Annotated in this window: 12 protein-coding genes; 4 read left to right on the top strand and 8 right to left on the bottom strand. The window is 37.0% G+C overall.

What is annotated here, in order from left to right:
• Nucleotides 1–182: 182 nt before the first annotated feature.
• Nucleotides 183–3,326: an efflux RND transporter permease subunit gene (locus tag COJ96_RS18260; RefSeq protein ID WP_098575233.1), complete on the bottom strand. Its 3,144-nt coding sequence runs from the start codon at nucleotides 3,324–3,326 to the stop codon at nucleotides 183–185.
• 153 nt (nucleotides 3,327–3,479) lie between these two features.
• On the opposite strand from COJ96_RS18260, the gene COJ96_RS18255 reads away from it, so the two are divergent.
• Together COJ96_RS18255 and COJ96_RS18250 are read left to right on the top strand one after the other, a co-directional pair.
• On the top strand, nucleotides 3,480–4,340 hold the full coding sequence (locus tag COJ96_RS18255; protein ID WP_098575232.1) for a TetR/AcrR family transcriptional regulator: 861 nt from the start codon (nucleotides 3,480–3,482) through the stop codon (nucleotides 4,338–4,340).
• Between the two features lie 110 nt (nucleotides 4,341–4,450).
• A complete protein-coding gene (locus COJ96_RS18250; protein WP_098575231.1) occupies nucleotides 4,451–6,055 on the top strand; it encodes an MDR family MFS transporter in 1,605 nt (534 codons plus the stop codon).
• Nucleotides 6,056–6,097: 42 nt separating this feature from the next.
• Here COJ96_RS18250 and splB read toward each other — a convergent pair whose 3' ends face one another.
• Nucleotides 6,098–7,126, bottom strand: coding sequence for a spore photoproduct lyase (splB, locus tag COJ96_RS18245; RefSeq protein WP_098575230.1), 1,029 nt, complete (start codon nucleotides 7,124–7,126; stop codon nucleotides 6,098–6,100).
• Nucleotides 7,119–7,367 (bottom strand): transcriptional regulator SplA domain-containing protein, encoded by a 249-nt coding sequence (locus COJ96_RS18240; RefSeq protein ID WP_098575229.1) that lies wholly within the window; start codon nucleotides 7,365–7,367, stop codon nucleotides 7,119–7,121. Before COJ96_RS18240 ends, splB begins: the two co-directional genes overlap by 8 nt.
• A gap of 190 nt (nucleotides 7,368–7,557) precedes the next feature.
• On the opposite strand from COJ96_RS18240, the gene COJ96_RS18235 reads away from it, so the two are divergent.
• Nucleotides 7,558–7,893 carry a hypothetical protein gene (locus COJ96_RS18235; protein WP_098575228.1) on the top strand — a complete coding sequence of 112 codons (336 nt, stop codon included), beginning with the start codon at nucleotides 7,558–7,560 and terminating at the stop codon, nucleotides 7,891–7,893.
• Between the two features lie 64 nt (nucleotides 7,894–7,957).
• Here COJ96_RS18235 and brnQ read toward each other — a convergent pair whose 3' ends face one another.
• The 3 genes from brnQ to COJ96_RS29490 form a co-directional block, all read right to left on the bottom strand.
• Nucleotides 7,958–9,271: a branched-chain amino acid transport system II carrier protein gene (gene brnQ, locus COJ96_RS18230; protein WP_098575227.1), complete on the bottom strand. Its 1,314-nt coding sequence runs from the start codon at nucleotides 9,269–9,271 to the stop codon at nucleotides 7,958–7,960.
• Between the two features lie 134 nt (nucleotides 9,272–9,405).
• A complete protein-coding gene (locus COJ96_RS18225; RefSeq protein WP_098575226.1) occupies nucleotides 9,406–10,617 on the bottom strand; it encodes a GNAT family N-acetyltransferase in 1,212 nt (403 codons plus the stop codon).
• Nucleotides 10,618–10,759: 142 nt separating this feature from the next.
• Entirely contained in the window at nucleotides 10,760–11,530 is a 771-nt protein-coding gene (locus tag COJ96_RS29490) for a L,D-transpeptidase family protein (RefSeq protein WP_306460602.1), read from the bottom strand.
• Nucleotides 11,531–11,573: 43 nt separating this feature from the next.
• Here COJ96_RS29490 and COJ96_RS30130 point away from each other — a divergent pair, with 43 nt between their 5' ends.
• Nucleotides 11,574–11,861 carry a YczF family membrane protein gene (locus COJ96_RS30130; protein ID WP_483861184.1) on the top strand — a complete coding sequence of 96 codons (288 nt, stop codon included), beginning with the start codon at nucleotides 11,574–11,576 and terminating at the stop codon, nucleotides 11,859–11,861.
• Here the strand turns inward: COJ96_RS30130 and COJ96_RS18215 are convergent.
• On the bottom strand, nucleotides 11,818–12,786 hold the full coding sequence (locus tag COJ96_RS18215; RefSeq protein WP_098575225.1) for a spore germination protein: 969 nt from the start codon (nucleotides 12,784–12,786) through the stop codon (nucleotides 11,818–11,820). The two genes, COJ96_RS30130 and COJ96_RS18215, sit on opposite strands and share 44 nt — an antisense overlap.
• 156 nt (nucleotides 12,787–12,942) lie before the next feature.
• Nucleotides 12,943–13,791, bottom strand: coding sequence for a tryptophan 2,3-dioxygenase (kynA, locus tag COJ96_RS18210; protein WP_098575224.1), 849 nt, complete (start codon nucleotides 13,789–13,791; stop codon nucleotides 12,943–12,945).
• Nucleotides 13,792–13,801: the final 10 nt, after the last annotated feature.

Raw genomic sequence — 13,801 nt, 5'->3', positions numbered from 1 at the left:
CAATATGATCTATCTCTATGTTAACAGCTAAATATGAACAATCCATGAACATTTAATAAAAAAAACAAAATGACCAGCACAAGAACATTACTATACTCTCTTTTTTTAAAATGTCAAGACTCTAAAAAAATAACAGCAGCTGAATGTTATTTTAACATAAAATCAGCTGCTGTTTCGTTCCTTTATACTGCTCTCTCTTTTCGCTTCATTTTCATAAGCGTTTCATAAACAATCGGTACAATAACTAAGGTAAGCAGCGTCGAACTTGTTAATCCGCCGATGACTGTCACACCTAATCCTTTTGAAATAAGCCCGCTTCCTTCCATTCCGAAAGCTAATGGAATCAGTGCACCAATGGTCGCAATGGCTGTCATTAGAATCGGACGGAGGCGTGTCCCAGCAGCCTCAAGAATCGCTTCTCTTGTTGATAACCCATCATTCTCTTTATGAATGACACGGTCAATTAATACAATCGCGTTCGTTACAACAATACCAATTAACATCAACGCACCGATCATTGCCGATACACTTAATGTTTCACCAGAGATCAACAAACCTAATAATCCTCCGATGATGGTAAACGGTAATGAGAATAGGATCGCTAATGGAGCTAATCCTCCTCCAAATGTAATAACAAGTACTAAATAAACTATCGCAATCGCTGCAAGCATGGCTAATCCTAACTGTGTAAAGGATTCTGCAATATCCTCTGATACCCCGCCAATCGAAACATCTACCGTTGAAGGAAGTTTTAGTTTATCTACCTTCTTTTGAACTGCGGCAGAAACTTTTGAAACATCTTTTGTCGTAATTTCAGCACTTACACTTGCATAAATACGGCGATCACGTCTGGTGATCGTATCCGATGTATGCCCCTTCTTAATATCAATAACATCCTTTATTGGGACTGCCATACCCATCGGAGATTGAATCGTTTTATCGGTTAAATCATTAATATTTTCAAAATCATCTTTTTCTACATCTAAATAGACATTCAATTCTTTGCCATCATTTTCAATAGTTGTCAGTACTTGACGCTGACCATTTCCTGTAAGTTCCATCCCTAGTTGCGCTGCGGTAAGTCCGAGTTGGCTTAACTTTTTCTGATCAGCGACAAGGGTATACTCTTCATAGGTATCAGCAATACTAGTTTTCACATTTTTAAGGGTGTCTTTACTTTTAAAAATTTTCTCTATCTTATTTACAACAGGTTCAATTTCATCCATATTGTCACCATACACATTAAATGAAAGTGCATTTGATGATCCCATACCTGAAAAGTCCTGACTTGCCCATTCTCCCTTGTCATTTCGTTGGTTTAGATCGTTAATTACATTTTCAGTTTCTTTTGAGAAGTTTTTGGTGTCTTTATCATATTCAACAAAAAACATGGCCGAATTGCTTTGTCCTGGATTCATTGGGTTTTCTCCGCCCACGGAAAACTGAATCGTTTTTACTCCGTCTCTGTTCCCAAAAAATTCCTCCGCATCGGTTGCAATCCGTTCCACTTCATCCAAGGTTTCTCCTGGTGCTGGTTTATAAGTGGCCACAACCATTTTTTGTTCATCAGATGGAAGGAAACTTACCCCAATCACCGGTACTAGGAACAAACTGCCAACTAATAATAAAATCGCTAATCCAAAGGTAATGATTTTATGGTTCAAAGACCAGTTAAGAAGCTTTTTATAGCCTGAAGCTAATCTGCCTGGTTTATTTTCAACATGTGTTTGCTTAACTGATACGCCTTTTTTAAATAAAGAGTGAGCCATCATTGGAACAATAGTAATCGCTACTAAAAGAGATGCTAATAAAGCAAAAACTATGGTTAATGCGAATGGTAGAAACATCTCGCCTACTGGTCCTTTAACTAAACCTAATGGAAGAAACACAGCAATCGTTACCACCGTGGATGAAAAAATCGGCATGAACATTTCTCTCGTGGCAGCAACAATTAAGTCTTTCCCACTTAAGGTTTCATTATTAAGAGACATCCTTCTAAAGATGTTTTCGATGACAACAATCGAATCATCAATTACACGGCCTATTGCAACAGTCATGGCGCCAAGGGTCATCATATTAAGAGTAATATTCATTTGTTTTAAAAGTAACATCGCAATTAATATGGATAATGGGATAGAAATAACCGATATGATGGTAGTCCGGAAATTTCTTAAGAAAAGCAAGATGATAATCATGGCAAATATTGCACCGAAAATGGCTTTATTCAGCATGGTTGCAACCGATTCTTCGATCGGTTTTCCCTGATCAAAAATCGTAGTAACCTTTAACCCATCAATCTTATCTTCAAAATCACCTAATTTATCTTTAACAGCGTTCACCACATCCACTGTATTTGCGTCCTGTGTGCTTGTAATCTGTACTCCGATGGACTCTTTGCCATTTGTTCTTGAAATTGATTCTGCCTTCCCTACTACCTTAATGGTGGCAATATCTTTTAGTTCAACACTAGGTATCGCAGGAGAAGCTTGAGCCGATTGGGTTGCTTGGCCAGCAGGAATACCTGTTTGTTGGCCCTGGTTTTGTTGGCTGGCTGCTGTACCTTGCTGCGCTGTGCCTGCTGATGAGATAACGGGAATTTTGATCGCTTTTAAGTCTTTTATTGTAGAAACATTCCCATCAATGACAACGGACTTTTGCGTATCTTTAAATGTGTACAATCCTAGTGGAATGGTAACATCCGATGCTTTGATTATATTCTTTACCGTATCTTCTGATAAGTTATATTGCTTTAATTTAGACTCATTAAATTTCAATTGAACTTCGTCAACCTGCTGCCCTGAAATTTGAACGGTTGATACTCCTTCAATACCTTCAAGTTCTGGAATAATATCCTCTTCGGCTGTTTTAGTTAATTCTGCCAAAGATTGTTTAGTATTTGTAATACTTAATGACATAACCGGGAAGGCAGAAAAACTCAACCGAGAGACTTCTGGCTCCTCTACCCCTTCAGGAAGTTCAAGATTGCTTAAGGCTTCCTTTACTTCATTTTGAGCCTTTTCCATATCCTTATCAAAATTATATTCTATTTGGATAGACGAAGCGTTTTGAAAGGAAGAGGAACTAACAACCGAAACCCCATCTAAATTTTCGACTCGTTTTTCAATCGGTTCCGTGACTTTCTCAGCTACCTGCTCGGGTGTCGCCCCAGGATACACTGCCAAAACTGAAACAAGCGGTGTATTAATATTTGGAATGGTTTCTAGTTTCATGTTCATTCCTGAATACAATCCAGCAATTGTAATAATAATGGTTAATAGCCATACGGCAAACTTGTTCTTCAATGAAAACTGAATGATTTTCTTCATTTTTCTCTCCTTCTTATACCATGTTGACATTTCAATTTGATTCGAATAGGATTGACTATGCGGTCATAACAAATTTAATCATACTGACCGGCCAGTCATAAGTCAAGAATTATACGTTCCTACTTAGGAACAGCTATTAATGGAGGGTTTTTTTTGACAGAAAAGGAGAAAGTAATTATTCAATCAGGGATGAAGCTTTTTGCTCAAAAAGGTTTTTCATCGACATCGATCCAAGAGATTGCTACTGAAAGTAATATTTCTAAAGGGGCTTTCTATTTACATTTTAAGTCAAAAGATGATTTATTACTCTCGATACTGGAATATATTTTTGAGACAATAGAATCTAGCAGGTTAGTTTTTGAAAACCAGGATATATCCCCGCGAGAAAAATTCATCAAACAAATCACTGCATTTTTCAGAACATTTATTGGTCATAAAGAATTTATGATAATGCTCTCCAAAGAACAAGCAATCCCAAGGAATGAAGAAATCAAAAAACTTTTATTCAAAAAACGTTTTGACTCTCATTTATTACATCGCAAAGGATTAGTTTCAATCTATGGTCAAAAGATTGAGCCCTATTCGATTGATTTAGCCCTGATTCTAGAAGGATTGTTTCAAACATATGTGGGATTAATGATGCTTGAGCCTGCTGAGTTTGAGATTGAGAAACTATCCCATTATTTAATGAAAAGGATGGATAGTATCGTAAAAGACATTTCAAGTGATGAACCCTTCTTGACCGAAGAAAAGATGGGGAATATTATAAAAAATTCGAAACAATTTTTCGAATCCGCCAATGTAAATAATATGATCAAAAACATAAGAAAAAAAATTAATCTGATGGAAAATAGAGAAGTATTAGAAATCTCATTAGACGTTCTTGAAGAGGAAGTAAACAAAAAAAGTCCTCGTCTTCCAGTCATCAAAGGAATGCTTTCCAATTTTAAAGGAATAGAAACACTAGACCCATTCACTAAGGAAATGGCTGATTTTTATGGATTTGAATTATAAAGGAAATCTTTAGTAGCTTTCCTTTTCTACGTAATTATTGACTGACCGGACAGTAATATTGTATATTTTATGACGGAACTTTTTTAATAACATCTAGATAGGAGAAAAATATGGCGATAGAAGATAAACGGATTAATACCAGATTAGTTATAACCGGTTTAATTATAGGTATGTTTTTCAGTGCATTAGAACAAACAATTGTCGGAACGGCCATGCCGACGATTATTTCAGAATTAAATGGCTTTACTATTTTTGCATGGGTTACGACGGCCTATATGATTACATCGACAACAATTGTACCCATTGTTGGAAAACTGTCTGACTTGTATGGGAGAAGATTCCTTTATTTACTTGGAACAATCATCTTTATTGTTGGTTCTGGATTGTGTGCAACTGCCACATCTATGGAACACTTAGTAATCTATCGAGGGCTTCAAGGGATTGGCGGCGGGATGATTATGCCACTGTCTCAAACCATTATTGGGGACATATTTACAGCTGAGCAACGAGCTAAATGGCAAGGTATTTTTGGCGGACTCTTTGGGTTAAGTTCAGTCATTGGCCCTTTCTTAGGTGGAATAATTGTTGATAGTATAAGCTGGCACTGGATTTTCTTGATCAACGTACCTTTCGGGCTACTTTCTGCAATTTTAATCTTTATGGGATTAAAGCATGAAACTACCGCAGTTAAAGGAATAGTGAATATTGATTATTGGGGAATTATTACATTAATTCCTGCCATTGTCTTATTATTACTTGGCTTAACATTTGGCGGGGATAAATTTGAATGGACCTCACCTATTTCTTTCCTTATTTTCGGAGGTTCGATTTTGCTTCTTATCGTTTTCGGCTTAATTGAGAGAAAAGCAGTAGAACCGATTTTGGATCTTTCATTCTTTAAAAATCGAACATTTGCAACGATGAATGCGCTAGGATTTTTGCTGGGTTTAGGCATGTTTGGAGCGATTATGTTCGTTCCAATGTACATGCAAGGAATTCTTGGTGTATCACCAACACAGGCTGGATCCACCATGACTCCTATGATGATTGCGATGATTGCGGCAAGTATAGTTGGCGGGCAATTATTACTTAGATTTAGCTTCCGTTCTGTACTAACAGCAGGCATGCTTCTTGGTGCTTTAGGATTCTTTTTAATGAGTACAATGGGTATCGATTCAAACGAATACACTGCCTATGCCTACATGGTAGTTCTTGGCTTAGGAATGGGCTTAGTTATGCCAACATTAATGATTGCAATCCAAAATGAATTTCCAAAATCCCAACTTGGAACTGTAACATCCGCCTCCACCTTCTTCCGATCAATAGGTGGTACAATTGGAATTACGATTTTAAATTCAATCATGAACCATACACTTAAAGGTGAAATGGTAAGTGTTGCTAATGATGCTGAAAATCCAATTGCACATAAAGCATTAACAGCCCTTTCTGAAAAAACAGATTCATTATTCAGTTTGCTGCTCAATCCGAGCCTATTAAAAATGCCAAAAGACATTCAAAATAGCGTAATTCATGGCATTCAAATTGCTTGGTCCGATTCTTTTTCTACGGTTTTCTTGACAGGACTAGTCTTTATAGCAATTGGAGTCTTTGTAGCATTGGCAGTTGGCAAAGGTCGGATTAAAAGGGATAACGAATTAACAGATGGTAGTGAACAATCAATCTCATCGTTTAAACCAGACCCAACGGAATCATAAAAATCCATAATAATAAGAGGGATTCCCCGGAATCCCTCTTTTCTATGTGAAATATTCTATTTTTGCCTGCGGGAAATAGGTGTTAATATATCCACCTAATGTATCCTTTATATCTTCTTGTTCTTCATTGGTATAGACAAATTTACCGATACCGTAACGCCCCCATTTCCATTTCCTCTTTGTCTCATCAAGTTCTAGTTTTGTCATCGGATAATTTTTTTGAATGACACGCTTCGCTGGTTTTGTAAACCGATGCTGAATCATTTCAAAGGTTAAATCTTTTTTAGCTGACTCCGGCAATTCAGCTTCCAGCTTTTCTAACATTTCTTTATACCCTTCTTTCCAGCCTTCATGCAGATAAATCGGAGCTATAATGAAGCCTAACGGAAACCCGGCTCCGGCAATCTTTCCTGCAGCTTCGATTCGTTCTGGCAGTCTCGATGTACCCGGTTCAAAATTCTTAATGATATAATCATCGTTTACACTAAAGCGAAAGCGGGTTTTCCCATTATGCTTTGCATCAAGTAAATGATCTACATGGGCGAATTTAGTTACAAAACGAAGTTTACCATATTCCGATTGTCCAAAAAACTCAATCGCTTTTTTTAGTGTATGAGTAAGATGGTCTACACCAACAATATCTGATGTACAGGATGCTTCGAACCTAGTTGGTTCTGGCGCACGTTCTTTCATATAATTATCAGCAGCTTCGAAGATATCTTCCAAATTCACATAGGTTCGAATATAAGGTTTACTTCCCATGGTTGTCTGTAAGTAACAATAATGACAATGTCCCATACAGCCGGTTACAAATGGAATTGCGTATTCTGCAGAAGGTTTAGACGTATCAAACTTTAACGTTTTACGAACTCCTACCACCAGCGTCGATTTTGCGGTCCGATATTTTTGAAAATCATTATCACCAGGTAAATTTCGAATTTGATTATGTGATGTTGTTTCCCTAATTTCAATCCCCATATTCTCAAATTTTGCTATTAATTCTTTGCCAAGCGGGTACTCAAGTGCGCTTGGCTCAACATAGACGAGCTGCGGAACAAAGGGTTTAACCATAATACCCCTCCATCTCTGTTAATCCAAACGCATCCTGATAGGCATATTCAGCTTCCTCCGCAGATGAGTAAACCGCCACTTCCTCTGTTAGAGGATAATACGTTTCGTAAATAAACAGAGAAAGTTCATCCGGGTTCTCAGGATTCTGAACAACCGCTGCTTGTTGAACATTTGCCACATCTTGAGCATGTGGATTCCGAATGATAATATAGACGACTTGTCCTGGTTGATATGATGTCATTTATTCACCTAATCCTTTCAAAGCTAAGTTTTTACTATTGATATTATTCTCCAGAGAAGATTTTTAAGTGGCATGAAATATTTCCATTTAAAACATGGAACAACCACTCTAGGTGATTAAGTATAACTTTAGTCCGTTAAGGGAAATTTAATTTTACGTTTGTAAAATTCTTAACTAGGGGATGCTGTTAATGGCTATTTTTGTCTATCAGACATTTGAAATTAAACAGGATAAATTTAAAGAAGGTATTGAAAATTTAAAAGAAATTAAAACATTCCGGAATGAAAATTATGATCATAATGTTGAAATCTTAACACCCGTGTCTGGTGAAGATCATACATATGCCCTTCTTACCAAATATGAGGGCTTGGCAGAAATGGAATTACAAAATAAAAAGATGTTTGAGGATGAAGAATATTTAAAACTAATTGGAGACTTTTTTCTCGAAAATATTGTTCAAGGAAGCATGTATACCCAAATTTATCGGGCCCTTACTGAGAAAAAAACAGACAAGAAACAATCCTAGTTTTCTAAGATTTAAATTATATTAAAAAAACACGACTGAATTGAGCCGTGTTTTTTATTTGCAGTTAAGCTTCCATTGGTTCTTTAGTAAATACTCCAAGTAAATATCCAAGTATTAAACCGATTAGGGCTGGAATTATCCATCCCATCCCTTCGGAATAGAAAGGAAGGATATCAAATGCCCCACTCCATTTATTGGAAAGAAACGTTTTATTAATTGTATCAATAATACTAAAAAGAGCAACAAAGCTGACAACCGTGATATAAATCTGACGGGATTTCTTAATTAAATCATCAAAAAGACCTAATAAAATAATCACGATGGCAATCGGGTAGATCATGCCTAGTATCGGAACCGAGATCTTTAAGATTTGAGTTAATCCTAAGTTAGCAATGGCAGTACTAAGAACTGCTAAAATCATAACCCATGTTTTATAATTTATTCTTGGAATAGCATTTGCGAAAAACTGACTGCAGGAAGTGACTAAACCAATCGATACGCAAAAGCAGGCAATGGTAAAAACTAACCCTAAAATTAAGGTCCCACTTTGACCAAACAAGTGTGTCATTACATTCGCCAATATTTGTGCTCCATTTTCCGTTTTTCCCAAGGATGAGCTAGCAGCACCTAAATATCCTAAGATAAGATAGATTACCGTTAAAAGTAACCCTGCTCCTAATCCGGCGTACATCATATATAACGATCTTTTTTTATGTTCCACGACACCTTGGGATTTTAACGTATTGGCAATGACAATACCAAATGCTAAAGCGGCTAATGCATCCATTGTTAAATAACCATCTAAAAAACCTTGAAAGACAGGATTGGAAATATAATTATCTTTTGGCGTTGCAAATGAACCGATTGGGTCAATTAAGCTTTTTATAAAAATAATGGCGATTAGAACCAGTAGGATTGGAGTTAATAACTTCCCAAAAAGGTCAATCAGCTTAGAAGGATACATACATAACCATGCGACTAATCCAAAGAAAACAATGCTATATAGCAACAATGACATTGGATTTTCGACCAGATTTTCTGATAAAAAAGGAGATAATCCCATTTCGAATGCCAGACTACCTGCCCTGGGTATCGCCAATCCAGGGCCTATTGCGATATAAATGAGAAACGGAAAGATAAAAGCAAAAATTGGATGGACTCGCTGATTAAGTTCGTCAAAGCTTCCTGACTTAGCCACTGCAACGACCCCTAAAATCGGCAATCCAACTGCTGAAAAAATAAAACCTGCAAGAGCTGTCCAAAGATGATCCCCCGCTGACTGCCCTAAAAACGGTGGGAAGATTAAGTTTCCAGCCCCAAAAAACATAGAAAATAGCATAAAACTAATAAAGACAATTTGTTTCACTGAAAAATTCATTTATAAACTCCTTCGCAAAAAAATATTATTCCATAATAATAAACTAAATTTACTCCTTAATGATATATTTATTTTAAACTTCTAATAATTTAAAAATTCCCCTTCCGATTTGGAAAGAGGAAAATAACAGCAATTCAAAAATAATCAGAGAAATAGGGCGTCTCTCGTTCAATTAAATTCTCTAATATCTCCACCGTTTGCTCATTACAGGATAGGCGGCCAATTGCTGCCAAATAAGACGGACGTTTGTATCCGAGCAGCATCGTTGTTAATGTCTGAATAGTAATCGTTACATCTGGCTGTCCCTCGCTAGGCACCAATTCCCCCTTACCTACAGAAGACACTTGCAGCGAATATATGCCCTGGTTCCATTCTAGGATTGGATCATCCACCTTAATCCTCATATGAATTTCAGTCCCTAGGGCTCTAAATGGAAATTGTTCGATGAACTGTGTGACATCAACAATTCGCGCCATGAAATAGGGAGCAATTGTTTCTTTAATATCCCCGTCCTCTAACCAAAAAGCCAGTGGATCATTGGTAAAAATATTCCCAACAACTTTAGTCACCATGGAGAAATGCGCACTGATAAAATTCCAAAGTCCGTTTCGAGCTTCTTCATTCATATAGATCATTTCTTTTACATGCAGTACATCATGAGAAATCCAGTACAGCAAATACCCTTGTGGCTGATGAGAACGATCATAATAAACTGCGGCCGTTAATTCATCCAGTTCCCATCTCCAGAATTCTTCCCAAGCTAAGTTGTTTCGTCTCATGGCGACATGACGTGTGCTAGAAAACAGCTCGTAAACGGTTTTTATATCTGAATGCTCTGTATTTAGCCGATCGACGTAACCTGAAACTTTCTTTACTTTGGGTAATTGATAGTCTTTGATTTCAAAAGTCATTTTATCAGAAATAATCTCCCATCCCCTTTTACGATAAAAAGGCAATGAATAGGGATATAAATAACAAATTGATTGTTTTCTTTCTTTCATATCAGCAAGTGCCTGCCAAATTAACTTATTCATCAATCCTAAATTCGCATATTCAGGATAGGTACCAACCCCTGTTAGGCCTCCCATCTCAAAGGTTCTACCATAAATATTCACTTGAAATGGGTAAACCGCAATTTGGGATATCAGTTTTTCACCATCAAACCAACCTAACACATCAGCCTGTTCGAGAACTGGCAGTTTTGCTAATGCTATTTCACGCTCCTCCCACCCCACCGTCTGTAAGTCTTTTTTAGTTACTTGGAAAACATAACGTAATAATTCATTGAACTGCCGCCAATGTTTTGGTTCCACTTTTTCCATCTTGAGCCTGTCCAGTCGACTCATACCCATTCCCTCCAGCAAATTTCAGTTATACTCTATGTTCATATAATTTGAGAAAATTTATGTAAACTTTTCCGAAAAAAACTGTATCGATAAAAAAAGAGTGCTCAATAATTTGAGCAACTCCATAAGCAAATCTTTATTATTACTTTATTCCAAGAGCTTTTTTGGTTGCTGGACCAACAATCCCATCCGCTGTTAATTTACGCGCTTTTTGAAATTTGCGCACGGCAGTATCGGTGTTTGCTCCAAAGACACCATCTACACCCTTTGTACTATATCCAAGGGACGTCAACTTACGCTGAAGTTCTTGAACAGCTGGACCCCGACTGCCTTTCTTAAGGATTTCTCCAGTGGTACTAACAGGAACCGATGGTGCACTAGACCCACCCTTCACTTTATATCCATTGGCTGATGCAATCGCATTGAATAATTTCCCAGAAGAAGTAATAATCACTGGGGTGCCAGTTGGAACTTGACTATACAGCCATTCGACTTCGTTATCGTACATCCGAATACACCCGCTGCTAACATATCCTCCAATAGAGCTTGGGTTGTTGTTTCCATGTATCGCATAGGTTGTTCCCCAAGTGCCCCGAGCATTTAATCCTAGCCAGCGATTTCCGAGAGGATTGCGAGGATCTCCACCTGGAATATGGCCCTTATAGTAAGGCCGATTCTTAATCTTAACTACAATCTTGAACTTTCCTTCTGGCGTATACGATTTCTTTCTCCCAGTTCCAACTTTAAACTGCTTCTTAAACACACCGTTTTCATAGTACGCGAGCCGATTGATACTCTTGTTAATAATAATCAATTTTCCACTAGAAGCTGCTGAACTTGTCGGGACCCCCACAAAAAAACTAGAAAACATAAAAAAGGCAAACACAAAAAATACTAACCACTTTCTGGGCAACCTAACCCCTCCTATAAGACATAAATACTAATCCGTGTATCCTATGTCGGAAGGGCTTGTCTACATTACAACTTTGTTAAAAATATTACAAATTAGGCTAAACTTACTATATTTACAAATAATAAGGAAAAAATTCGGGGTGATATGCTTGAAAAAATTATTATTAATAATCTTACTTTTATTTTCCCTTGTTATGGGAGTTAGTATCATAATTGATCTGCTTCAAGGTCTTAGTATATATGAGACTTTAAATTCGTTTAAAAAAATAAAACAAAAGTCTGATTATTTTATCCTTCCTGCCACTTGTTTTTACAAAGATCAACAAATCTAGTAATAATAAAAAGAAGAATGCTTAATATTAGGCAGATACTGGCTTTAACTTTCTCTTTATCACAGCAATTAGCAATAATAATACTGGAATTACTATTTGCATAGCCGGGAGTGCCTGTCATAAAAATGGCCACGCGTCCCTCAAGTAAATTTCCAATCACTGCATCCGGGCGCTCTGTATTTTGAACCGTTGGAAAAGGAGTACGAGGTTCATCTTCAATAAAGCCCTCAATATACGCTGATTCTAAAATACCGTCTACTTTTATTTTTTGAAGACGATTCTTCACTTCTTTTACAATAGACTCGTCAGCAATCCCCTTGATGTACATGATTTCAACTTGAGTTTGAGTCACTTCACCAATTTTCATAGAGTCTAGACGTAAATTTGGACTTTGGATACGGGATCTGACGAGTGAGGTGTTGGTTCTAAGGTTTTCTGTAAAGCTGTCTTTTGGTCCGCGGATAACGGTTTGTGTGGTTGGTTCCACAATACTGCGTGATTCAATTTCTTTTGTATCTAGGATAAGTGCACTCGTATCCCCATCTATTAAAATCACGGTGCCACCAGACACAATTGCTGAAAGGATGTCTTTAAAAGAGTTTTTTTCCTTAATGTTTGTGACAGCGATTACTTGTTGTAATTCATCTTTTATTGTTCTAGAAGCTGGGTCAAACTTATTTGTTAAAATTGGTTCTATTACATGTTCGTCAATTTTAGGTGTATTTGATATTCCGTCAATATGAATGACTGCAAAAGCAAACGGATTTTCTTTATGCTTGATCATCCGAACAATCAAATCAGAGCAATCACCTAAATCCTCTTTAATTTGTCCTACATTCTCAATCAAAATTTTGTTTATAAGATCTCCGGAGGAAGCAGTATTCCCTGAGCTTTTTTGCGGTTTTAGACTAGCTTTTTTCCACATAGGTATTCTCTCTTCCTCCTCTTTCCTCAGATTATTTTATATTTACCAAAATGCACTAATTTATGTAATATGCACCTCAGCATTTTATTTACATAAAAAAAACCGCATACCTCATCAAGCAAGGTTTCGCGGTCTTTTCCATCATTACCATCTATTTTATAACTTTGTCCGTAAACTCCACAGCTCGGGGAAAAATTGTTGATCTAGGACTCTTTTTAAATAGGTCACACCTGAAGACCCACCAGTCCCCTGCTTATGACCAATGATTCTTTCTACGGTACTCATATGGTTAAATCGCCATAATTGCTGTTGATTACCGATATCTACTAACTTCTCTGCCAATTCGTACAGGTCCCAGTATTGATCCACATTTCGATAGACAGTTAGCCATGCTTCTTCTACACTCTCATTTGGTTCATAGTTTTTTGACAAATCCCGATGTCGAACCTCATGGTCAATAGGTAGTCCACGTGCAACTAGGGCATTTATCGCAGCATCATAAATACTTGGTTGATGCAGGGCCGCTTGCATTTTTTCATATAGCTCTGTTTGATGTTGATAGACTGCTAGTGTATGAGCATTTTTGTTTCCTAAAGCAAATTCAATCAAACGATTCTGATAAGACTGGAATCCAGAAGATTGCCCCAATTTATCCCTAAACTCCAAGTATTCTGAAGGTGTCAGCGTCGAAAGAACACTCCATGACTGGATCAATTGCTGTTGTATCCTCGAAACACGCGAAAGGATCTTGAATGAAGGCTCTAAATCATTGTTTTGTATATATTCAATTGCAGCAGTTAATTCATGAATGATTAATTTCATCCATAATTCACTAGCTTGATGGATAACAATAAATAACATTTCATCATGGTGATCAGATACCCGATGCTGACTAGTTAAGATCTTATCAAGTTGAAGATAATCTCCGTAAGACATAGATTTTTGAAAATCAGTTTGAATCGTTTTCTCTAGACCGTTGTTCGTGTTTTTTTCTTGTGAGTTCATGGTATTAGTC

The sequence above is a fragment of the Bacillus sp. AFS073361 genome, assembly GCF_002567005.1.
Lineage (GTDB): Bacteria > Bacillota > Bacilli > Bacillales > Cytobacillaceae > Neobacillus.
The sequence above is the reverse complement of the archived record's forward strand: the minus strand, read 5'-3'. Positions and strand labels throughout refer to the sequence as shown.